The 21,229-nt window shown below is 53.3% G+C and carries 21 protein-coding genes and 3 tRNA genes; 16 read left to right on the top strand and 8 right to left on the bottom strand.

Features of this window, described 5'->3' with window-relative positions:
• Window positions 1-36: 36 nt before the first annotated feature.
• Both fhuF and MUA00_RS08765 read right to left on the bottom strand, forming a co-directional pair.
• Window positions 37-825, bottom strand: a complete 789-nt coding sequence (fhuF, locus tag MUA00_RS08770; RefSeq protein WP_271122713.1) for a siderophore-iron reductase FhuF — start codon at window positions 823-825, stop codon at window positions 37-39.
• Window positions 826-943: 118 nt separating this feature from the next.
• Window positions 944-2,008: a GGDEF domain-containing protein gene (locus MUA00_RS08765; protein ID WP_271122712.1), complete on the bottom strand. Its 1,065-nt coding sequence runs from the start codon at window positions 2,006-2,008 to the stop codon at window positions 944-946.
• A 265-nt stretch (window positions 2,009-2,273) separates the two neighbouring features.
• Here MUA00_RS08765 and MUA00_RS08760 point away from each other — a divergent pair, with 265 nt between their 5' ends.
• A complete protein-coding gene (locus tag MUA00_RS08760) occupies window positions 2,274-2,510 on the top strand; it encodes a DUF1435 domain-containing protein (RefSeq protein ID WP_271122711.1) in 237 nt (78 codons plus the stop codon).
• 75 nt (window positions 2,511-2,585) lie between these two features.
• Here the strand turns inward: MUA00_RS08760 and MUA00_RS08755 are convergent.
• The 4 genes from MUA00_RS08755 to rsmC form a co-directional block, all read right to left on the bottom strand.
• A tRNA-Leu gene (locus tag MUA00_RS08755) sits at window positions 2,586-2,672 on the bottom strand.
• 46 nt (window positions 2,673-2,718) lie between these two features.
• Window positions 2,719-2,805: transfer RNA gene (locus MUA00_RS08750), tRNA-Leu, on the bottom strand.
• A 30-nt stretch (window positions 2,806-2,835) separates the two neighbouring features.
• Window positions 2,836-2,922: transfer RNA gene (locus tag MUA00_RS08745), tRNA-Leu, on the bottom strand.
• 121 nt (window positions 2,923-3,043) lie between these two features.
• Window positions 3,044-4,081, bottom strand: a complete 1,038-nt coding sequence (gene rsmC, locus MUA00_RS08740) for a 16S rRNA (guanine(1207)-N(2))-methyltransferase RsmC (protein WP_271122710.1) — start codon at window positions 4,079-4,081, stop codon at window positions 3,044-3,046.
• A 107-nt stretch (window positions 4,082-4,188) separates the two neighbouring features.
• Here rsmC and MUA00_RS08735 point away from each other — a divergent pair, with 107 nt between their 5' ends.
• From MUA00_RS08735 to yjjJ, 14 genes are all read left to right on the top strand, one after another.
• Window positions 4,189-4,602 carry a DNA polymerase III subunit psi gene (locus MUA00_RS08735; RefSeq protein ID WP_271122709.1) on the top strand — a complete coding sequence of 138 codons (414 nt, stop codon included), beginning with the start codon at window positions 4,189-4,191 and terminating at the stop codon, window positions 4,600-4,602.
• Complete coding sequence (gene rimI / locus MUA00_RS08730; protein WP_271122708.1) at window positions 4,571-5,014, top strand: ribosomal protein S18-alanine N-acetyltransferase; 444 nt, start codon at window positions 4,571-4,573, stop codon at window positions 5,012-5,014. The genes MUA00_RS08735 and rimI overlap by 32 nt, the downstream gene beginning before the upstream one ends.
• A gap of 81 nt (window positions 5,015-5,095) precedes the next feature.
• Window positions 5,096-5,773, top strand: a complete 678-nt coding sequence (gene yjjG / locus MUA00_RS08725) for a pyrimidine 5'-nucleotidase (protein ID WP_271122707.1) — start codon at window positions 5,096-5,098, stop codon at window positions 5,771-5,773.
• 247 nt (window positions 5,774-6,020) lie between these two features.
• Window positions 6,021-7,610 (top strand): peptide chain release factor 3, encoded by a 1,590-nt coding sequence (gene prfC, locus MUA00_RS08720; RefSeq protein ID WP_271122706.1) that lies wholly within the window; start codon window positions 6,021-6,023, stop codon window positions 7,608-7,610.
• A gap of 417 nt (window positions 7,611-8,027) precedes the next feature.
• Window positions 8,028-8,639 carry a molecular chaperone OsmY gene (gene osmY, locus MUA00_RS08715; protein WP_271122705.1) on the top strand — a complete coding sequence of 204 codons (612 nt, stop codon included), beginning with the start codon at window positions 8,028-8,030 and terminating at the stop codon, window positions 8,637-8,639.
• 140 nt (window positions 8,640-8,779) lie between these two features.
• Entirely contained in the window at window positions 8,780-8,941 is a 162-nt protein-coding gene (locus MUA00_RS08710) for a DUF1328 domain-containing protein (RefSeq protein WP_002437547.1), read from the top strand.
• A gap of 202 nt (window positions 8,942-9,143) precedes the next feature.
• On the top strand, window positions 9,144-10,217 hold the full coding sequence (locus MUA00_RS08705) for a patatin-like phospholipase family protein (protein ID WP_271122704.1): 1,074 nt from the start codon (window positions 9,144-9,146) through the stop codon (window positions 10,215-10,217).
• The gene (locus MUA00_RS08700; RefSeq protein WP_408639694.1) at window positions 10,217-10,990 is read left to right on the top strand and encodes a TatD family hydrolase; all 774 of its coding nucleotides are present in this window, start codon (window positions 10,217-10,219) and stop codon (window positions 10,988-10,990) included. Before MUA00_RS08705 ends, MUA00_RS08700 begins: the two co-directional genes overlap by 1 nt.
• A 171-nt stretch (window positions 10,991-11,161) precedes the next feature.
• The gene (locus MUA00_RS08695; protein WP_271122702.1) at window positions 11,162-12,439 is read left to right on the top strand and encodes a NupC/NupG family nucleoside CNT transporter; all 1,278 of its coding nucleotides are present in this window, start codon (window positions 11,162-11,164) and stop codon (window positions 12,437-12,439) included.
• Window positions 12,440-12,785: 346 nt separating this feature from the next.
• A complete protein-coding gene (deoC, locus tag MUA00_RS08690; protein WP_271122701.1) occupies window positions 12,786-13,565 on the top strand; it encodes a deoxyribose-phosphate aldolase in 780 nt (259 codons plus the stop codon).
• 56 nt (window positions 13,566-13,621) lie between these two features.
• On the top strand, window positions 13,622-14,944 hold the full coding sequence (gene deoA / locus MUA00_RS08685) for a thymidine phosphorylase (RefSeq protein ID WP_271122700.1): 1,323 nt from the start codon (window positions 13,622-13,624) through the stop codon (window positions 14,942-14,944).
• A gap of 70 nt (window positions 14,945-15,014) precedes the next feature.
• Window positions 15,015-16,238, top strand: coding sequence for a phosphopentomutase (deoB, locus tag MUA00_RS08680; RefSeq protein WP_271122699.1), 1,224 nt, complete (start codon window positions 15,015-15,017; stop codon window positions 16,236-16,238).
• A 61-nt stretch (window positions 16,239-16,299) separates the two neighbouring features.
• Window positions 16,300-17,019 (top strand): purine-nucleoside phosphorylase, encoded by a 720-nt coding sequence (deoD, locus tag MUA00_RS08675; RefSeq protein ID WP_202301367.1) that lies wholly within the window; start codon window positions 16,300-16,302, stop codon window positions 17,017-17,019.
• Window positions 17,020-17,157: 138 nt separating this feature from the next.
• Entirely contained in the window at window positions 17,158-18,486 is a 1,329-nt protein-coding gene (gene yjjJ, locus MUA00_RS08670; RefSeq protein WP_271122698.1) for a type II toxin-antitoxin system HipA family toxin YjjJ, read from the top strand.
• Here yjjJ and lplA read toward each other — a convergent pair.
• Window positions 18,483-19,499 carry a lipoate--protein ligase LplA gene (lplA, locus tag MUA00_RS08665; RefSeq protein WP_271122697.1) on the bottom strand — a complete coding sequence of 339 codons (1,017 nt, stop codon included), beginning with the start codon at window positions 19,497-19,499 and terminating at the stop codon, window positions 18,483-18,485. The genes yjjJ and lplA overlap by 4 nt on opposite strands.
• Before the next feature lies 1 nt (window position 19,500).
• Window positions 19,501-20,139 (bottom strand): YtjB family periplasmic protein, encoded by a 639-nt coding sequence (locus MUA00_RS08660; RefSeq protein ID WP_271122696.1) that lies wholly within the window; start codon window positions 20,137-20,139, stop codon window positions 19,501-19,503.
• A gap of 108 nt (window positions 20,140-20,247) precedes the next feature.
• Between MUA00_RS08660 and serB the strand changes: the two genes are divergently transcribed.
• A complete protein-coding gene (gene serB, locus MUA00_RS08655) occupies window positions 20,248-21,225 on the top strand; it encodes a phosphoserine phosphatase (protein ID WP_271122695.1) in 978 nt (325 codons plus the stop codon).
• Window positions 21,226-21,229: the final 4 nt, after the last annotated feature.

The raw sequence follows: 21,229 nt of genomic DNA, 5'->3' as shown, positions 1-21,229 counted from the left end.
GTTTCAGATGTGAAAACGGCGGGGAAACCCGCCGTTTTATTTTAAAGTGCAGTCGCCGCAGCCCTGAACATCCGGCAGCTTGTAACGCTGGCAGCAGGTGCGACGAACCAGCAATCCTTCACGTGGTACCACGGTGCGGTAAAGCGGATTGTCCCGGCCATCAGAAAGCTGTTTTTCGAAGAAACAGGCGTGACGCAGGTCGGCAACGGTTTCATCGCAGACCAGGTCTTTCATCTCGCCCAGGAACCAGTTGATGAGATAGCCGGTATTTGCCCAGATCAGCTTGCCGTTAATGTCACCGCTGTCTTCCAGCGCGTCAACAACCGGCATCATGCCTTTAACGATGAGTTTCTCCACGCGCAGGCGAAGCGGTAATACCGTTGCGGCAGCGTCTTCCTGAACGTCCAGCCAGAAAGCGGCCGCTCGGCCCGTTTCATGAAACTCAGCGCGAATGTGCGCCGGGTCGATATCCAGCGCGCGTGGATGGGTAATCAGCGCCATTAACAAAGGCGGAACCAGTAAACCGAGATACCACTGCGCCCAAAGGGACTTCAGCGGTTTGCCTTCGCGCGGCAGCTCGGGCTGGTTGCGATAGATATGATCGGCGTAGCAGGCCATCAGGGAAGTTAACGTCGCCGGCTGGGCCCACTGATAGAAGGTCAGAGCATTATCTGGTGTGGTTTCATTTAGCTTAACGATATCGTTGAAATACGCGCGATGGGATGTGAAGTGGTCGCGTAATTCGTCCGCAAGCCGCGGCTCAGCGCGCCGAAAAGGCGTCTGCCATGCAATGTCATCAATAAACTGTTGGGACTGAAACGCCATCGCCTGATACGACCGGTAATCTAAATGATAATGATTGCCAATCCTAACTATAGGCAAAGCCGTTAGCAAGATGAAAATGTGCGCTCTGTGCGGGTGGGGTGAAAAAGAACGGCGTTGTTCACGCCGCCTGCAAAGAATCGCTGGTGAGAATGTTATTGCGGCCCTGGCCTTTGGCGCGATAAAGCGCTTGGTCAGCCATTCTCAGCGCCTCGTCGATGCCGTCATCCTCAAGCGGGGAAAGACCGATACTGATGGTGACATTCGTGGCTACCTGTTCGTTAAACAAATGCAGGATCTTCAGATCGTAAACGCGCTGACGGATGCGTTCAGCGGTTTGCAGCGCTACGTCGGCATCAATATTTGTCAGCAGGACCATAAACTCTTCGCCGCCGTAGCGGGTGACGATATCACGCGAGCGCACCGCATCGCGAATAGCGGCAGAGACACGGATCAACGCCTGATCACCCATGCTGTGGCCGTAGTTATCGTTGTAAGCTTTAAAATGGTCGATATCGAGCAGCAGCACGTAGTGGTTGCCGCTGCCAGCCGCCAGGACATTTTCAAGACGGTTTTGAAAGCCACGGCGATTGTACAGGCCCGTGAGCGGGTCGATCATGCTTAGATCGTTGAGCGTCTCTTTCTCTTCCAGCAGCTTGTTCATCAGCCGCTGGGTGAACTTATCATTACGCCGCTGAATGATATGCTGAATGGTGATGCCGATGGCGGGCAAAGCGATGGAGTAAAGGACGCGCGGCCAGTGTTCGCCCTGATCGAGCCATGCAATAGTTAACGCAACCGGCAGGCAATGCAGGATGAAAGCCTGTAAATTATTGATAAAAGAGATAGAACCAATAAATAATATCGACAGCAGAGCAATTATTAGAAATGATGCATCGGTGGCAGGAATGGCGTTATTTTTAATAACCACATGCCACGCCCATATTACCCCCAGCAGAAATGATACCGAATTGATATTAATTAATCTTTGCTTATCAACCAATTGCCAGATCAAAAACGCCGTGCTGAGCAGCAGAACCAGAACGACAGGCACGGTAATAGCTGCCGTGTGGTAGATAGGGCTCACCATGCTGAAACAGGCGGATATTGCGTTCAGTAAAAGAAATAAACGTAAAGAAAGTTGATGCTTCCCTTTATTTAAGGCTCGCCAGTTTTTTGCACTCATAGCTTAATTAATTCTTTAGGTCAGGTGTTGGAAGTGTGAATTCGCATTGATTTAAAATTATATTTGCGGATAGCGGATTAACGTTGTGTTTTGTATTGGTGAGTTTTATTAACGTTATGGCTAAATCTATCATCTTCGTGAATAACTGTCATCCGATGATGAAAACGGCTCTGATTCAGACTAAAAACGTTACTGCGATAGCTGACAACTGAGAAATGTTATCATATGATATTGGTTATCATTACCAATTGATGAGATAGGCATAATGTTGCAACGGAGCCTTGAAAGCGCCTGGGGAACGATCGTACCAGCTTTGATAGTCGCGGCGCTGGTGTACATGGACTTGTCCTTTAGCCAGTGGCGGGTGCTGGTGGCGTTGGGATTAGTCGCTTCTACGGCGATGCTGTTTCACAGGCGTCTACGTCATTACGTGCTACTGCCGTCATGCGTTGCATTTGCCAGCGGGCTTGCGTTGGTGATGATGAGTTCTGGAATGAGATAAGAAAAATGAGGTAAAAAATTAATGCAGAAAACAGCCGAGGCATTACTGGAGCGCTTCTGGGAAACAACTAAGAAGTGGTGCGAAGAGAGGGACTTGAACCCTCACGTCCGTAAGGACACTAACACCTGAAGCTAGCGCGTCTACCAATTCCGCCACCTTCGCACAGGTTTTAAGCTTGCGCTTAAGAGAGTTGATATCGTCATCGCATTGGTGCGAAGAGAGGGACTTGAACCCTCACGTCCGTAAGAACACTAACACCTGAAGCTAGCGCGTCTACCAATTCCGCCACCTTCGCGCAGTGCGAACGATATCTCGTGGTTGTTGGTGGTGCGAAGAGAGGGACTTGAACCCTCACGTCCGTAAGAACACTAACACCTGAAGCTAGCGCGTCTACCAATTCCGCCACCTTCGCATACCTGTAATACCGAAGTATCACAACCACGGAGGCGCATTCTAGATGTTTTCTGAGCTTCGTCAACAGTTAATTTGGCACCGCTTTCGCAATTGCTGCAAAAAGCGGCGCTGCGGCGTGTTTAGCGCTTCTTCGCCTTGGCCGCACGGGCCAGTACGGCACGGTAAACTTTAAAACGGCCTGTTTGTGCGATGACCTCATGGCTGCCAAATACTTCGTCCAGCACGTTCGGGTAGGCCAGGAAGGCGTTGGCTACGATGCGTAGCTCGCCGCCCATGTTCAGATGACGAGCCGCACCGCGAATAAGCTGATGCGCGGCGTCCAGGCTGGTTTGCATGCCATCGTGGAAAGGCGGGTTGGAGATAATCATGTCGAAACGGCCTTTCACTTCGGAATAGACGTTACTGGCGATAACTTCACCTTCAATTCCGTTCGCAGCAAGCGTTGCGCGGCTGGCTTCAACTGCCGGCGCGCTAACATCGCATAATGTCAGGCGAACTTTTGGTGAATGGCTTGCGAGCGTAATGGCGAGCACGCCAGCGCCGCAGCCGACATCCAGCACTTTACCTTTGGTATGCGGCGTCAGAGTAGAAAGCAGCAGCTTACTGCCGGTATCCAGGCCGTCGCGGCTGAAGACGCCCGGCAGGGTTTTCACCGTCATGCCTTCATGCTGATATTCATCCCACCAGGCCTGTTCATCAAACTGCGGCGGCGTTTCCAGCCGACCGTGATACAGGCCGCAGCGACGCGCGCTGTCGATTTTGGTCAGCGGGCAGTAATCTTCAAGCATTTGCTCGGCGCTTCGCACACCGCTGCGGTTTTCACCCACCACGAACACATCGCAGCCGACCGGCATCAGAGACAAAATGTTCATCAACTGGAAGTGCGCTTCCGGTTTGTTCTTCGGCCAGTAGTAAATCAGCGTGTTGCTGTCGCCAATGATATCGGCACCCGCGACCAGGCCATACTGCGCGTTTTCACCCATCTGGGCGCTCAGTACCTGCCAGTGATGGAACTGCTGGGTGTGGGCGCGGTTTTCCGCCGTCTCAAAACGTGCGGGTAAATCGTCCTGTAGGTCACCGGCAAACAGTACGCGGCTTTCGGTAAAATCATCGCTGTGGCGCAGCAGTACTTCGCTTGCCGGGGTTAACGCAGACATCGGAACACTCCTTCAAAATCAGAGCGGCGATTATAGAGGTTTAATGGCGGACATTCGATGAATTTGCTATATTTGCGCCCCAATTGGCACTCTCAAAAGGTTTCGTTATGAGCTTGCGACGTGACTGGCTGTTAGGGCAACTGGGCATTACCCAGTGGGACCTGCGGCGACCGCTGGTGTTGCAGGGCGAGATAGCCGTCTCGCTGCTGGCGAATACGCGGCTGGTGATGGTCGCAGAAGACCTCCCGGCGTTAAGCGATCCCTTGGTTAGCGATGTGCTGCGCAGTCTGGCGCTTACGCCGCAGCAGGTTATGCAGCTCACGCCGGATCGTGCGGCGATGCTGCCAGCAGATACCCGCTGTAATAGCTGGCGACTGGGCGTTGATGAACCGCTGTCCCTTCCCGGCGCGCAGTTAACAACGCCTGCCTTAAACGAGCTTTATCATAATGGCGCAGCCCGACAGGCGCTGTGGCAGCAAATTTGCGAACATGAACACGATTTATTCCCTGAAGCCGAGTGATTTAGCGGCGGCGTATGCCATCGAGCAGCGCAGCCATGCTTTTCCATGGAGTGAGAAAACCTTCGCCAGCAATCAGGGCGATCGCTATTTCAATTTGCGTCTTGATGTCGATGGCGAAATGGCGGCGTTTGCCGTCACGCAGGTTGTTCTCGATGAGGCCACGTTATTCAATATCGCGGTCGATCCCGCTTATCAGCGCAAGGGATTGGGCCGTCAGTTGCTGGAGCATTTAATCAGCGAGCTGGAAGCGCGAGATGTGTTCACCCTGTGGCTTGAAGTGCGCGCCTCGAATACCGCAGCCATTGCGCTCTACGAGAGCCTGGGCTTTAACGAGGCGACGATTCGCCGCAACTATTACCCGACCAAAGAGGGCAGGGAAGACGCCATAATCATGGCGTTACCGCTGGGCTAAAAAACCCGTCATTCTTCGAGAAGCAGGAGAGTTGGCCGCAACTCGAATTATTCAGGGTATTAATTGATAAAAGGTGTGTTGATGAACTGGGACTGGATTTTATTTGATGCCGACGAAACGTTATTTACCTTTGACGCGTTCGGCGGCCTGCAGCGGATGTTTCTCGACTATAGCGTGACGTTCACGGCTGACGATTTCCAGGATTACCAGGCGGTTAACAAGCCTCTTTGGATTGATTATCAAAACGGCGCCATCAGCGCGCTGCATCTGCAGCACCAGCGTTTCCAGGGCTGGTCTGAAAGGCTGAACGTACCGGCGGGCGACTTGAACGCCGCGTTTTTGAATGCGATGGCTGAAATCTGCACGCCGCTGCCGGGCGCGGTTTCGTTGCTTAATGCCCTGAAAGACAAGGTTAAAATCGGTATCATCACCAACGGATTTACTGCGCTGCAGCAGATCCGCCTTGAGCGCACCGGCCTGCGGGACTTTTTCGATCTGCTGGTGATTTCCGAGCAGGTGGGCATCGCCAAGCCGGACCGCAGAATTTTCGATTATGCTTTCGAACAAATGGGCAATCCGCCGCGCGATCGCGTGATGATGGTAGGCGACACCGCGGAGTCGGACATTCTGGGCGGTATCAATGCCGGCCTTGCCACCTGCTGGTTAAACGCCCACGGGCGCAGCCTGCCGCAAGGAATTAATCCAACCTGGCAGGTTTCCTCACTCGGTGAACTGGAGCAACTGTTGTGTAAGCCATGATTGAGATTATTAATAAAGAAGAAAAGAACGTGGTTTTTTCTTCTTTGCAGAAGACAGCCGAAAATCAATCAATTGATTTTCCTTGTTAATATTCCGGTGAGATCGTCGCGGTCCGCAATCGTATAAAGTTTGTCATCCTGCTGATGATTGCTGATTGTTAAACCCATACTGATGGGTAAAATAGCCGCCAGAATACGTTCACTAGCCGCGTGGCCCAAGGCCGCGCGCATTCACAGAAGATACAATTATGACTTTGTCTCCTTACCTGCAAGAGGTGTCGAAACGCCGCACCTTTGCGATTATTTCTCACCCCGATGCCGGTAAAACCACCATCACTGAAAAAGTGCTGCTGTTCGGACAGGCGATTCAAACCGCCGGTACCGTAAAGGGCCGCGGCTCCAGCCAGCATGCGAAATCCGACTGGATGGAAATGGAAAAGCAGCGTGGTATTTCCATTACCACCTCCGTGATGCAGTTCCCGTATCGCGACAGCCTGGTCAACCTGCTTGATACCCCAGGGCACGAAGACTTCTCCGAAGATACGTATCGCACCCTGACGGCGGTGGACTGCTGTCTGATGGTTATCGACGCCGCGAAAGGCGTTGAAGACCGTACCCGTAAGCTGATGGAAGTTACCCGTCTGCGCGATACGCCGATCCTTACCTTTATGAACAAGCTGGACCGCGACATTCGCGATCCGATGGAAGTGCTGGATGAAGTTGAACGCGAACTTTCAATCGCCTGTTCGCCGATTACCTGGCCTATCGGCTGCGGCAAGCTGTTCAAAGGCGTTTATCACCTTTATAAAGACGAAACCTATCTTTACCAGACCGGTAAAGGCCACACCATTCAGGAAGTGCGCATTGTAAAAGGCTTAAATAACCCCGAGCTTGATGTCGCCGTGGGTGAAGAGCTGGCGGCGCAACTTCGCGATGAGCTGGAGCTGGTGCAGGGCGCTTCCCACGAATTCGATCGCGAACTGTTCCTTGAAGGGGAACTGACGCCGGTCTTCTTCGGTACCGCGCTGGGTAACTTCGGCGTTGACCATATGCTTGATGGCCTTGTGGAGTGGGCGCCTGCGCCAATGCCGCGCAACACCGACAGCCGCGAAGTTAAAGCCGCGGAAGAGAAATTCACCGGCTTCGTATTTAAAATTCAGGCCAATATGGATCCGAAACACCGCGACCGCGTAGCCTTTATGCGTGTGGTTTCCGGTAAATATGAAAAGGGTATGAAACTGCGCCAGGTTCGTACCGGCAAAGACGTGGTGATTTCCGATGCGCTGACCTTTATGGCAGGCGACCGCTCCCACGTCGAAGAAGCGTACCCGGGCGACATCATCGGTCTGCACAACCACGGCACCATTCAGATTGGTGATACCTTCACCCAGGGCGAAATGATGAAGTTCACCGGTATTCCGAACTTCGCGCCGGAGCTGTTCCGTCGCATTCGCCTGCGCGATCCGCTCAAGCAGAAACAGTTGCTTAAAGGCCTGGTACAGCTTTCTGAAGAGGGCGCGGTGCAGGTGTTCCGTCCCATCACCAATAACGATCTGATCGTAGGCGCGGTGGGCGTGCTGCAGTTTGACGTGGTCGTCGCAAGGCTTAAGAGCGAATACAACGTTGAAGCGATTTACGAGTCCGTTAACGTGTCGACGGCGCGCTGGGTAGAATGCAGCGACGTGAAAAAGTTTGAAGAATTCAAACGCAAAAACGAAGTGCAACTGGCGCTCGATGGCGGGGATAACCTGGCGTATATCGCGCCAACTATGGTTAACCTTAACCTGACGCAAGACCGTTATCCGGATGTCGTGTTCCGTAAAACTCGCGAGCATTAATCCCCTCTCAGGGCGCGGCGGCGGCCGCGTCCTGCTACTTTTCCTGTCTTATTAACCCCTTACGGATTGTTCTTAATTTCCCGCATTTCACCTTCATTCGCCTGTTTTTCAATCTCCCGCACCATGCAATTTTGCGATTGTGATCTATATTTAACAAAGTGATGGCAGATTGCATGGATAAATATCCCATCCATAGATGGTTTTACGGGATATTTTTCAGGGAAGATTTGTTGTTGCAATATTAATAACTGCTTTAACTCATGAAGGGCGTGATATCAGACAGGGCGAGAAGCCATAAGGTTTGGTTATCACTAAAGTCACAGACTGAGAGCAAGCTTAGGCTTAGCGCCTTTTCAGCAAAGCTGCCACGTTGTGGCTTAGAGCTCAAATTCTGAGCAAACTTACAGGAATAAATCGATGACTACGACTAAGATTTCAAAAACTCTGCTGGCGGTGGTTCTGGGTTCGGTTCTGGCAAGCGGTTCCGCTCTTGCAGAAGATACTATGCTGAACAAAACTGAATCAACGGCTGACTCCGCAGGGCAAAAAATCGATAGCTCTATGAATAAAGTCGGTAATTTCATGGATGACAGCTCCATCACCGCGAAAGTAAAAGCCGCGCTGGTGGACGATGAAAATATTAAAAGCACCGATATTTCGGTGAAAACCGATAAAAAAGTTGTCACCTTGAGCGGCTTTGTCGAAACCCAGGCTCAGGCTGAACAAGCGGTATCCGTCGCTAAAGGCGTTGAAGGCGTCTCCTCCGTGAGCGATAAGCTTCACGTCCGCGATGCTAAAGACAAATCGGTAAGCGGTTATGCTGGTGATACTGCTACCACCAGTGAAATCAAAGCTAAACTATTAGCAGACGACATCGTTCCTTCTCGTAATGTGAAAGTGGAAACCACCGATGGCGTTGTACAACTTTCAGGGAACGTAAAGAACAATGCTCAGTCTGAACGTGCAGAGAGCATTGCTAAAGCCGTAGACGGCGTGAAAAGCGTTAAGAACGACCTGAAAGTAGAATAATCGCAGCAAACCGAAACTTATTCCTCCGGGTTGGCCGGGGGAATCAGTCAGCACTACCGCTACTCATATATCGCCAGTGAGCAGCCTGAAGGCTCTCATTAAGAAGCGATTCGAGTTCACTATGGTTTAAGGAGAGGCTTATGTTTCGTTGGGGCATTATTTTTCTGGTTATCGCGTTGATTGCAGCAGCGTTGGGCTTTGGTGGCCTTGCTGGTACCGCAGCGGGTGCTGCAAAAATTGTCTTCGTGGTAGGTATTATTCTGTTCCTGGTCAGCCTGTTTATGGGCCGTAGACGTCCGTAGCGTGCTATACATGCTATAACAGTAAGAGACCGACCCCAGAGCCAGTCATTTATGACTGGCTCTCGCGTTTCTGTTCGGCTGGATTTTATAGAAAGGCATAAAATAATTTATAACCTTTAGATTTCGAGTTACGGCCAGGCGGCAAGAAAATGCAGCCAACGCTCATAGGGCTTGAAAGAGAAGGATAGAAAAGGAAAGCAGGGTGGGACAACGTATACCCGTAACGCTCGGCAATATTGCGCCGCTTGCACTTAACCCGTTTAGTCCCGGTAAACTTGCCATTATTTGCGAAGGTGGCGGGCAGCGTGGGATCTTCACAGCCGGTGTTCTGGACGAATTCATGCGCGCGGAATTTAACCCGTTCGATCTTTTCCTGGGCACTTCCGCCGGCGCCCAAAACCTCTCAGCTTATGTCTGCAACCAGCCAGGCTATGCGCGGCGAGTGATTACGCGTTTTACGACAACCCGTGACTTCTTCGATCCGCTGCGCTTTGTGCGCGGAGGAAACCTCATCGACCTCGACTGGCTTGTTGAGTCAACGTCCACAAAACTTCCGCTTTCCATGTCCCATGCGGACCAGCTTTTTGAGACGGGTAAGCAGTTTTATATGTGCGCATGCCGCAGCGATGATTACTCGCCAGGCTACTTCTCGCCGACCAGCGATACGTGGCTGAATATCATCAAGGCATCGAGCGCTATTCCCGGGTTTTATCGTACCGGCGTGGATATCGACGGCATCAGCTATCAGGACGGCGGGATAAGCGATGCTATTCCGGTGCGTGAAGCCGCACGCCTCGGCGCCGATACGTTGGTAGTTATCCGCACCGTTCCTTCGCAGATGTATTACACGCCGGAATGGTTTAAGCGCATGGAGCGCTGGCTGGGCGACAGCAGCCTGCAACCGTTGCTGAATCTGGTGCAACACCACGAAGCGAGTTACCGCGATATTCAGAGCTTTATCGAAAAACCGCCGGGCAAGCTGCGCATCTTTGAAATTTATCCCCCTAAGCCGCTGATGAGTATCGCGCTGGGCAGCCGCCTGCCGTCGCTGAACGCCGATTACAAAACAGGACGCCTGTGCGGTCGTTACTTCCTCGCCACGGTTGGCAGGCAGTTGGCGGCGAAGCCGCCAATCAAACGACATCGCCCGCGTGTTGTTACACCTGGGCCGCTGGTTGTGCCGCCTGCGGTCGTGGCGAACGAGCCTTTGATCAAAAACGTGGTGGAAGCGCCGGAAGCCAATGACGCCTCTTTTAATAACGAGGACACCGCGTGATGGCTAAGTTTTACGATACTCACTGCCATTTTGATTTTTCGCCTTTTACCGGCGACGAAACCCATAGCCTTGCGTTAGCGCAACGGGCGGGCGTGGAGAAAATTATCGTCCCGGCTATTGAAGCTGAGCGTTTTGCTACCGTGCTGGCGCTGGCTGAACAGCATCCCGCGCTGTATGCCGCGATTGGTCTGCATCCAATTGTTATTTATAAGCATCAGGACGCTTCTCTGGCGTTGCTTGAGCATCATCTAAAACAGCGCGCGGAAAAGCTGGTGGCGATCGGTGAGATTGGCCTCGATCTTTACATGGACGAACCGCTGTTTGAAAGGCAAGAAACCCTTCTTGATGCACAGTTGAAACTGGCCAAACGCTACGAACTGCCGGTGATCCTTCACTCGCGCCGCACCCATGACAAACTGGCTATGCATCTTAAACGCCACGATTTACCGCGCACCGGCGTCGTTCACGCGTTTGCCGGCAGCCTGCAACAGGCCGAGCGGTTTGTTGAGCTGGGGTATTTTCTCGGCGTTGGCGGCACCATTACTTATCCCCGGGCCAGCAAAACCCGCGACGTCATAGCGCGTCTTCCTCTTTCATCATTGCTGCTGGAAACAGACGCGCCGGACATGCCGCTTAACGGCTCGCAGGGTCAGCCAAACCGCCCGGAACGCGTTGCAGATGTTTTCAGAGCACTGTGTGAACTGCGCCCCGAACCCGCGCAAGAAATTGCCAGCGCGTTGATTTACAACGCAGACAAATTATTCCGCTGGTAATCATTCAGCAAAATGATGTGATCTGGGTCACCTTATAAGACAAACGTTTCTCTGGATTTGTAGAAATACGTGATAGCGATGGCAATTTGTTCAACGCCTGCGGCTATAATCCGCGCGTTAGGCGAAAGCCGTTGCGCTTTTCTATTTCCATATAATACACAGGGAAACCGTATGCAAATCCTCATGGGTCTGGTCGGCATGATAGTACTGCTGCTGATCGCTGTTTTACTCTCCAGCAACCGCAAAGCGATTAATTTGCGTACCGTGCTGGGCGCGTGGCTGATTCAGGTCGGTATTGGCGCGTTAATCCTTTATGTACCGGTCGGACGCAAAGTGCTGCTCGCTATGTCTGAAGGGGTCGCAAACGTGATTGCCTACGGCAATGCGGGGATCTCGTTCCTTTTCGGTGGGCTGGTTTCCGATAAAATGTTTGAAGTGTTCGGCGGCGGCGGCTTTGTGTTTGCGCTGCGCGTACTGCCGATTATCGTCTTCTTCTCCTCTTTGATCGCGGTGCTTTATTACCTCGGCATTATGCAGCTTGTTATCCGTATTCTTGGCGGCGGCCTGCGCAAGGTGCTGAGAACTTCCCGGACCGAATCTCTTTCCGCCACGGCGAATATTTTCGTCGGACAAACTGAGGCTCCGCTGGTTGTTCGTCCATACATCGCGACTATGACTCGTTCCGAGCTGTTCGCGGTAATGTGCGGCGGCCTGGCTTCCGTTGCCGGTTCCGTTCTGGCGGGCTATGCGCAAATGGGCGTGCCGCTGGAATATCTGATTGCGGCGTCGTTTATGGCAGCGCCAGGCGGCCTGTTGTTTGCCAAGCTGATCCTGCCGGAAACCGAAGTGCCGAATGATGCGCCTGAACTGGAGTCGATGAAAAACGATCCGGACCGTCCGGCGAACGTGCTGGATGCCGCCGCCTCCGGCGCTGCTTCCGGTATGCAACTGGCGCTGAACGTGGGCGCAATGTTGCTGGCGTTTGTGGCGCTGATCGCGCTGCTTAACGGCATGCTCTCCGGCATTGGCGGCTGGTTTAACTATCCGCAGCTTTCAATGGAGCTGATTCTGGGCTGGGTATTCTCGCCGCTGGCGTGGATTATCGGCGTGCCGTGGAGTGAAGCAAACGTGGCAGGTTCGTTTATCGGCCAGAAGCTTATCATCAACGAATTCGTGGCTTACCTGAACTTTGGTGAATACCTCAAGGATGACGCGACCGTTGCTGCGGCTGGTTTGCAGGTTCTTTCCGACCATACAAAAGCAATTATTTCCTTCGCGCTGTGTGGGTTTGCTAACCTTTCTTCTATAGCCATTCTGATTGGCGGCCTTGGCAGCATGGCGCCAAACCGTCGACATGATATCGCCCAGCTTGGCCTGAAGGCAGTGGCTGCGGGAACGCTGTCGAATCTGATGAGCGCAACTATCGCAGGCGTCTTCCTCGCGCTGTAACAGAAAGCTGGTAATGTTAGAATATTAACATTTTCGGGAAATCAACGGCTGGCGGGATGCCAGCCGTTTTCAGGGTCATCCGGCGATTTTATTGCGTTATTTTGTCCGTTAAATCACGTATACTGAGAAAAGTATGTAATTCCGCCTTTGGCTTTTGTGAAGCGAAACACAAAATTGCCTGGGTAGTGAGTGTTAGAATTATAACATTGCTACCGGCAATGTGCGGTGAGATGGATCTCAACGTGATGGCGACAAGCGTTGCCTCTGCTCTTCAAGGAACCAAGTCCGCTCCAACGTGTTGAGTTTCGAAAGCCTGAGACTTCTGTATCTTTTGTTGGAGAGCGTTATGACCGATTTAACTGCAAGCAGCCTGCGCGCGCTGAAACTGATGGATCTGACCACCCTGAACGACGATGACACTAATGAAAAAGTCATCGCGCTGTGCCATCAGGCGAAAACCGCAGTAGGTAACACCGCAGCGATTTGCATCTACCCACGCTTTATTCCGATTGCGCGTAAGACTCTTAAAGAGCAGGGCACGCCGGATATCCGTATCGCCACCGTTACCAACTTTCCACACGGCAACGACGACATTGAAATCGCCCTGGCTGAAACTCGCGCAGCTATTGCTTACGGCGCAGACGAAGTGGATGTTGTATTCCCATACCGCGCGCTGATTGCCGGCAACGAGCAGGTTGGTTTCGACCTGGTGAAAGCCTGTAAAGAAGCCTGTGCCGCCGCGAACGTGCTGCTGAAAGTCATCATCGAAACCGGCGAGCTGAAAGAAGAAGCGCTGATTCGTAAAGCTTCTGAAATCTCTATCAAAGCTGGTGCTGACTTCATCAAAACGTCTACCGGTAAGGTGCCGGTGAATGCGACGCCTGAAAGCGCGCGCATCATGATGGAAGTTATTCGTGATATGGGCGTGGAAAAAACCGTTGGCTTCAAACCTGCAGGCGGCGTGCGCAGCGCAGAAGATGCGGCGCTATTCCTGTCCATCGCTGATGAACTCTTTGGCGCAGACTGGGCGGATTCCCGTCACTACCGTTTTGGCGCATCCAGCCTGCTTGCCAGCCTGTTAAAAGCGCTGGGTCACGGCGACGGCAAAAGCGCCAGCAGCTATTAATCTCTTCCGGCGGCGGGTTCACCGCCGCATTTACCTGATTAACTCAGGGGGTTACCTTGTTTCTCGCTCAAGAAATTATTCGTAAAAAACGTGATGGCCTGCCGTTAAGCGACGAAGAGATTCGTTTCTTTATTAACGGCATTCGCGACAACACCGTTTCTGAAGGACAGATTGCCGCGTTGGCGATGACTATTTTCTTTCATGATATGACCATGCCGGAACGCGTGTCGCTGACGATGGCGATGCGAGATTCAGGAACCGTGCTGGATTGGAAGAGCCTTAATCTCAACGGCCCAATTGTGGATAAACACTCCACCGGCGGCGTGGGGGATGTAACTTCGCTGATGCTGGGCCCAATGGTCGCGGCATGTGGCGGTTATATCCCGATGATCTCCGGCCGCGGGCTCGGCCACACCGGCGGCACGCTCGATAAACTCGAAGCGATTCCCGGCTTTGACATTTTCCCGGACGATAACCGTTTCCGCGACATTATCAAAAACGTCGGCGTGGCGATTATCGGCCAGACCAACTCGCTGGCGCCTGCGGATAAGCGCTTCTACGCCACGCGTGACATTACCGCAACCGTAGATTCTATCCCGCTTATCACCGGTTCAATCCTTGCGAAGAAACTGGCCGAAGGGCTGGACGCGCTGGTGATGGATGTGAAAGTGGGCAGCGGCGCATTTATGCCGACTTACGAACTGTCCGCCGAGCTGGCTGAAGCCATCGTCGGCGTTGCTAACGGCGCCGGCGTCAAAACCACCGCGCTGCTGACCGACATGAATCAGGTGCTGGCTTCCAGCGCAGGTAACGCGGTTGAAGTGCGCGAAGCGGTGCAGTTCCTGACAGGTGAATACCGTAATCCTCGTCTGCTGGAAGTGACCATGGCGCTTTGTGTAGAAATGCTGCTTTCCGGCAATCTCGCCAAAGATGATGCGGAAGCTCGCGCTAAGCTTCAGGCCGTGCTGGATAACGGTAAAGCGGCAGAAATCTTCGGGCGGATGGTCGCGGCACAGAAAGGCCCGGCCGACTTCGTTGAAAACTACGCTAAGTACCTGCCGACCGCCGTGCTCAGCAAAGCCGTTTACGCCGATCGCGCTGGTTTTGTTGGCGAAATGGACACCCGGGCCTTAGGCATGGCGGTGGTCTCTATGGGCGGCGGTCGCCGTCAGGCTTCCGATACTATCGATTACAGCGTGGGCTTTACCGAAATGGCTCGCCTGGGCGATAGCGTGGACACATCACGCCCGCTGGCTGTCATTCATGCAGCAAGCGAAGCGCAGTGGCAGGAAGCGGCGCGCGCGGTGAAAGCGGCAATCAAAGTTAACGATACCCAGCCGACACAAACGCCGGTCGTTTATCGCAGAATTAGTCAATAAATGGCATACTGATCCGATCACTTTTTGAAACGTCCCCGGACGTTTCAGGCGCATAGACGCAGGAGAAATTATGAAACGTGCATTTATTATGGTGCTTGACTCTTTCGGCATCGGCGCGACTGAAGATGCTGAACGCTTTGGCGACGTCGGCTCTGATACATTTGGGCACATTGCAGAAGCTTGTGCAAAAGGCGAAGCGGACCACGGCCGCAAAGGGCCGCTGACTCTGCCAAATCTGACGCGTCTGGGGCTGGTTAAAGCCGCAGAAGGTTCTACCGGTAAAATCCCGGCGGGCATGGACGGTAACGCTGAAGTTATTGGCGCTTACGGTTGGGCTCACGAGCTTTCATCCGGTAAAGATACGCCGTCTGGTCACTGGGAAATCGCAGGCGTACCTGTGCTGTTCGACTGGGGTTACTTCTCAGACACGCAAAACAGCTTCCCGCAGGAGCTGCTGGATAAGCTGGTTGAGCGTGCGAATTTGCCAGGCTACCTCGGCAACTGCCACTCTTCCGGCACCGTGATTCTGGATGAGCTGGGCGAAGAGCATATGAAAACCGGCAAGCCGATTTTCTATACCTCTGCGGACTCCGTGTTCCAGATTGCCTGCCACGAAGAAACCTACGGTCTGGATAAGCTCTACGAACTGTGCGAAATCGCACGTGTTGAGCTGACCGAAGGCGGCTATAACATTGGTCGCGTTATCGCGCGTCCGTTTATCGGCGACAAAGCGGGTAACTTCCAGCGTACCGGTAACCGCCACGACCTGGCCGTTGAGCCGCCAGCGCCAACCGTGCTGAAAAAACTGGTCGAAGAGAAAAACGGCCAGGTGGTTTCCGTAGGTAAAATCGCGGATATCTACGCCAACGTCGGCATCACCAAAAAAGTGAAGGCGACCGGTCTGGACGCGCTGTTTGATGCCACCATCAAAGAGATGAAAGATGCGGGCGACGACACCATCGTGTTTACCAACTTCGTTGATTTTGACTCCTCATGGGGCCATCGTCGCGATGTTGCGGGCTATGCCGCAGGCCTCGAACTGTTTGACCGCCGCCTGCCGGAACTGATGGAACTGCTCAAAGAGGACGATATCCTGATCCTCACCGCAGACCACGGTTGCGACCCAACCTGGAAAGGCACCGACCATACTCGCGAGCATATCCCGGTGCTGGTTTACGGCCCGAAAGTGAAAGCCGGTTCCCTTGGCCACCGCGAAACCTTCGCGGATATCGGCCAGACCGTCGCGAAATATTTCGGTCTTTCCGATATGGAATACGGCAAAAACATGCTGTGATTTTGTCGGGCGCAAGGCTTTGCGCCCGAACTGAACCTCTTTAAATCAAGGAATAACAAAGATGGCAACGCCACACATTAATGCAGAAATGGGTGATTTCGCAGACGTCGTACTGATGCCGGGCGACCCGCTGCGCGCTAAACACATCGCTGAAACTTTCTTCGAAGACGTGCGCGAAGTGAACAACGTGCGTGGCATGCTGGGTTACACCGGTACTTATAAAGGCCGCAAAGTTTCCGTAATGGGCCACGGCATGGGCATCCCGTCTTGCTCTATCTACACCAAAGAGCTGATCACCGATTTCGGCGTGAAGAAAATCATTCGTGTAGGTTCCTGCGGCGCGGTTCGTGCTGATGTGAAACTGCGTGACGTGGTTATCGGCATGGGCGCATGTACTGATTCCAAAGTGAACCGCCTGCGTTTTAAAGATCATGACTTCGCAGCCATCGCGGATTTCGATATGGTTCGTAACGCGGTCGATGCGGCTAAAGCGCTGGGCGTTGATGCTCGCGTAGGCAACATCTTCTCAGCCGATCTGTTCTACACGCCGGACCCGCAAATGTTCGACGTAATGGAAAAATACGGCATCCTGGGCGTGGAAATGGAAGCCGCCGGCATCTACGGCGTGGCAGCGGAATACGGCGCGAAAGCCCTGACCATCTGCACCGTGTCTGACCATATCCGTACACATGAGCAGACCACCGCGGCGGAACGCCAGACCACCTTTAACGATATGATCAAGATTGCTCTTGAATCCGTATTGCTGGGTGACAAAGAGTAATTCCGCAAGGGCGCCGTAAAGCGCCCTTTTTACTTAAGTATCTATTCACCATCAGTTCGCTTTTATCCCATCTCGCTTTACCCTTCAGTTATTTAGCGCTATAAATCTATTCATGTATCTATTCACAAATCTATTCACATGAGCGCGTTGACGGACTTATTGTTACAGGGCCCGCAGGCTGCAAACCCACTGCGCCTGCGTTTGGGCGTTAGCCAGGCGACGTTTTCGCGCCTTGTGAATGCTGAACAAACCATCATTAAAGCGGGGCAAGCCAGAGCGACGCGATATGCGTTGATAAGACCCGTGCGCCAGATTCGTCAGTTTCCTTTGTGGCAAATAGACCATGAAGGAAAGGCATGGCGTTTCGGAGAGCTTTACCCAATCTGGCCGCAGGGCAGTTGCCTTGTCATCCTCAACAACGGCACTGCGCAGTGGTTTGATGGATTGCCATGGTATTTAACGGATTTGCGTCCGCAGGGGTTTTTGGGAAGGTCATGGGGGCGGCGATTAGCGCAACAAACCGGCCTGCCGGAGGATATCCGTTTATGGCAGGAAGAGGATGTTTTGCTGGCGCTTTCCCGACAGGCACCAGAAAACCTGGGTGGCTGGTTAGTGGGCGAAGAAAGCTATCGCCGCTGGTTTGAAGCAACGGCGCCGCAGGCAATTCCTGAATCTGACAAACTTTCTGTATACGGCGAAATGGCAAACAGCGCTTTAGCCGGAGATATCGTGGGATCGTCTGCGGGGGGAGAGCAGCCGAAGTTCACCTGCTATGCGCAAACCGAAGCAGGTCCTGCTCAGGTTATCGTTAAATTTACCCCGTCGGTACACAATGAAAACAGTCGGCGCTGGGCGGATTTACTTCATGCCGAGGCGCTGGCGCTAAACATATTGAATCAGGCTGGCATTACAGCATCCAGGGCTCGGGTGTTGGTGAATCAACAGCAACAAGCATTCCTGGAGGTTGTCCGCTTTGACTGTATTGGCATGCGCGGCCGACTGGGGATCGTATCCCTTGAAGCTGTGCAATGCGAGTTTGCAAGCGGGCCGCTGCACTGGCCAGCGGCGATGGCTGAATTAGTCCCGCAGAAGGTTATAGAAACTGCAACGCTGCGTGTGGTTCAGCGAGTCTGGGCGTTTGGCAGATTGATTGCCAATAGCGACATGCATGCGGGCAATCTGTCTTTCTATCTTTCCGATATGCCGCTTCGTTTAGCGCCGGTCTATGACATGCTGCCGATGGCCTTTGCTCCCAACAGCGCCGGGAGCATGCGAAGAGAACCTGATACGCCGCAAATAGATCCGATAGTGCCGGGCGATGTCTGGCAGGAAATGTTGCCGTTAGCCCGACAGTTCTGGCTTGCAGCAAGCCAGAATCAAGGCGTCAGCGAAGGGTTTCGCGAGCTGAGCAGGAAGATGGAACGCAAGCTCGATGTCGTTGAGGCGGATATCCAGCGCCTTGCTTAACGCACGGTCTGCGCAATCCACGCGCTGACTTCCCGTAACTCCATTTCCTGCTCCGGGAAATCAGCGATCAGCGTTTCACACTGCTGCTGCAACATATCGCTACGATACAGGCAGCCCTGAAGGCGGGCGGCAAGCGCTTCGAGCGGCGCGGGGTTCAGGCTATCAGTAAAAATCTGCGCGCGGTCAATATGGCCTTTCTCAACGTCGAAATGCAGTTCGATGCCGCCCCAGGTAAAACGCTGATCGAGCAGGTGACTGAAGGCGGGCGCCTGGCCGAAATTCCATTCCCAACTGCTCTGGCGGGCAAAGGTTTCGGCGAAGGCAGGTAAATCGGGCAGGGCATCCGGCGAGATATGCTCGGCTTCAACGCGCTCGCCGTAATAGTCAAAGAAGGCTTCGCGCACCGCCGAAAAAATATCTTCATAGGTCAGGCCTGGCAGCAGGTCGTTCAGGTTGGTCACGCGTCCGCGAACGGAGGTGATGCCTTTCGCCTGTAGTTTTTTCGGGTCCGGATTAAGGTAGTTCGCAAGACGGCTTAAGTCTGCATTCAGCAATAACGTGCCGTGGTGGAAACCGCGATCCATTGTTTCTTTGTAGGCCGATCCCGAGACTTTACGAGCGCCTTGCGGCGTCAGCACTTCCAGATCGTTTCGCCCGGAGGCCGAGGCGCTTATGCCCAACGAATTCAGCGCGTTAACCACAATGGCAGTGGAAACGCTTTTATCATATTCCGGCTTGCCTGCCATAAAAGTGAAGCAGGTATTGCCCAGGTCATGAAACACAGCGCCGCCGCCGCTGCTGCGTCTCGCCAGCCGCACGTTGTCTTCTTCCATGCGTCGGGTGTTGCACTCTTTCCACGGATTCTGGGCACGGCCAATGACCACGGTATCGGCATTGCGCCACAGGAAAAGCACCCGTTGCGTGGCGGGCATCTGGCGGAAAATACACTCCTCCACGGCCAGATTAAACCAGGGATCGTGTGAGTCAGAAATAAGCAGGCGTAACGTCGACATATCAGGAATCCTTTTCTTCGTCTTCTTTCACTTCGGTATTGGCGGTGAGCAGGAAAGGGGACTGCTGCCAGCGGGTGCGTTTGCCCTGCAACAGAGTGCGGGTCAGAACAATGCCAATTGCCAGCGCCAGCAGCATCATCAGGCGCAGAATGTTGGTGGTGTTATCCACCTGTTTGGCTTCCGTAGGCAGGCTATGAGTATCAAGCGTGATGCGCAGATAGCCGATGGGGCTGTCTTTATCGACAATAGGCTCGACAATTTGCTGATTAAAATAGCTGCCCGCTTTTTTGCCATCCAATGCCAGACGGTCGCGCACGTCTATGCCTTCGCCGGCTCGCGCCACCCGATCGCCTTCATCATCATAAACAGCCGCATCCAGAATACGGCTGTCGCGGGTGAGCAAAGTCAGCATGGTGTTGATGCGTTTTTCATCCGGATTTTCGGATTTCATCAATGGAATCAGGTTGAAGCTAACCTGACGCGCCAGCGTGCGGGCCAGCTCTTCAAGCTGGACGTTTCGGGCCTGCTGGTGGCCCTGACTGAACCACGATGCCCCCTGCATCAGCGCCACCAAAAGTGCGAGGCAGATAAGTACAATCACTGCACGATGTAGCCTGAATTTCATTTTAGTTCGAGCCATAATGCGCCTTAGGAAAATTGCATACTTTAATGTTGCCAGAAGCAACGTGGACAAGGTAGCCTCATGCGTTGTTTTGTTCTGGCCCTTATCTTTTTTTCAGGAGCTGTAATGCCAAATAGTTTGACCTGGTGCGACTTGCCCAACGATGTTGCCCTCTGGCCAGGATTGCCGCTATCCCTCAGCGGTGATGAAGTGATGCCGCTGGATTACCGTGCGGGCCGCAGCGGCTGGCTCCTGTATGGCCGGAACCTTGATAAAGCCTGTCTCAATCGCTACCAGCGCAAACTGGGCGCTGCGATGGTTATCGTGACCGCCTGGTGTGTGGAAGATTATCAGGTTATTCGCCTCGCGGGTTCATTAACGCCAAGAGCGACGAAGCTTGCTCATGATGCCGGTCTGGACGTCGCCCCGTTGGGAAAAATTCCCCATCTGCGCACGCCGGGCCTGCTGGTGATGGATATGGACTCCACCGCGATTCAAATCGAATGCATTGATGAGATAGCTAAACTTGCCGGAACGGGCGAAATGGTGGCTGAAGTAACCGAACGCGCGATGCGCGGCGAACTGGATTTTACCGCCAGTCTGAAGCAGCGTGTGGGCACCCTGAAAGGGGCGGACGCGTCGATTTTGCGCCAGGTGCGCGACGAGCTGCCGTTAATGCCAGGCCTGACGTCCCTTGTGCTAAAACTTGAGTCTCTTGGCTGGAAAGTCGCCATTGCTTCCGGCGGATTTACCTTCTTTGCAGAATATCTGCGCGATAAACTGCATCTCACCACGGTTGTGGCAAATGAACTCGAAATTTGCGACGGCAAGCTGACAGGCGAAGTCGTTGGTCAGATTGTCGATGCGCAGTTTAAAGCCGAGACGCTAAAACGTCTGGCAATGAAATATGAAATTCCCGTCGAGCAGACCGTTGCTATTGGCGACGGGGCTAATGATTTACCCATGATTCAGGCCGCCGGGCTGGGCATTGCTTACCATGCCAAGCCAAAAGTGAATGAAAAGACAGAAGTGACCATCCGCCATGCCGATTTGATGGGCGTGTTCTGTATTCTGTCCGGCAGTCTGATTCAGGAAGAACGTTAAGAGG

It is taken from the genome of Dryocola boscaweniae, from assembly GCF_025215095.1.
GTDB lineage: Bacteria > Pseudomonadota > Gammaproteobacteria > Enterobacterales > Enterobacteriaceae > Dryocola > Dryocola boscaweniae.
Note: the sequence above shows the minus strand (reverse complement) of the source record. Positions and strands in the feature narration are given on the sequence as shown.

Coding starts and splice junctions, on each gene's coding strand:
- fhuF (WP_271122713.1), bottom strand. CDS start 825: ATGGCGTTTCAGTCCCAACAGTTTATTGATGACATTGCATGGCAGACG.
- MUA00_RS08765 (WP_271122712.1), bottom strand. CDS start 2,008: ATGAGTGCAAAAAACTGGCGAGCCTTAAATAAAGGGAAGCATCAACTT.
- MUA00_RS08760 (WP_271122711.1), top strand. CDS start 2,274: ATGTTGCAACGGAGCCTTGAAAGCGCCTGGGGAACGATCGTACCAGCT.
- rsmC (WP_271122710.1), bottom strand. CDS start 4,081: ATGTCTGCGTTAACCCCGGCAAGCGAAGTACTGCTGCGCCACAGCGAT.
- MUA00_RS08735 (WP_271122709.1), top strand. CDS start 4,189: ATGAGCTTGCGACGTGACTGGCTGTTAGGGCAACTGGGCATTACCCAG.
- rimI (WP_271122708.1), top strand. CDS start 4,571: ATGAACACGATTTATTCCCTGAAGCCGAGTGATTTAGCGGCGGCGTAT.
- yjjG (WP_271122707.1), top strand. CDS start 5,096: ATGAACTGGGACTGGATTTTATTTGATGCCGACGAAACGTTATTTACC.
- prfC (WP_271122706.1), top strand. CDS start 6,021: ATGACTTTGTCTCCTTACCTGCAAGAGGTGTCGAAACGCCGCACCTTT.
- osmY (WP_271122705.1), top strand. CDS start 8,028: ATGACTACGACTAAGATTTCAAAAACTCTGCTGGCGGTGGTTCTGGGT.
- MUA00_RS08710 (WP_002437547.1), top strand. CDS start 8,780: ATGTTTCGTTGGGGCATTATTTTTCTGGTTATCGCGTTGATTGCAGCA.
- MUA00_RS08700 (WP_408639694.1), top strand. CDS start 10,217: ATGGCTAAGTTTTACGATACTCACTGCCATTTTGATTTTTCGCCTTTT.
- MUA00_RS08695 (WP_271122702.1), top strand. CDS start 11,162: ATGCAAATCCTCATGGGTCTGGTCGGCATGATAGTACTGCTGCTGATC.
- deoC (WP_271122701.1), top strand. CDS start 12,786: ATGACCGATTTAACTGCAAGCAGCCTGCGCGCGCTGAAACTGATGGAT.
- deoB (WP_271122699.1), top strand. CDS start 15,015: ATGAAACGTGCATTTATTATGGTGCTTGACTCTTTCGGCATCGGCGCG.
- deoD (WP_202301367.1), top strand. CDS start 16,300: ATGGCAACGCCACACATTAATGCAGAAATGGGTGATTTCGCAGACGTC.
- yjjJ (WP_271122698.1), top strand. CDS start 17,158: ATGAGCGCGTTGACGGACTTATTGTTACAGGGCCCGCAGGCTGCAAAC.
- lplA (WP_271122697.1), bottom strand. CDS start 19,499: ATGTCGACGTTACGCCTGCTTATTTCTGACTCACACGATCCCTGGTTT.
- MUA00_RS08660 (WP_271122696.1), bottom strand. CDS start 20,139: ATGGCTCGAACTAAAATGAAATTCAGGCTACATCGTGCAGTGATTGTA.
- serB (WP_271122695.1), top strand. CDS start 20,248: ATGCCAAATAGTTTGACCTGGTGCGACTTGCCCAACGATGTTGCCCTC.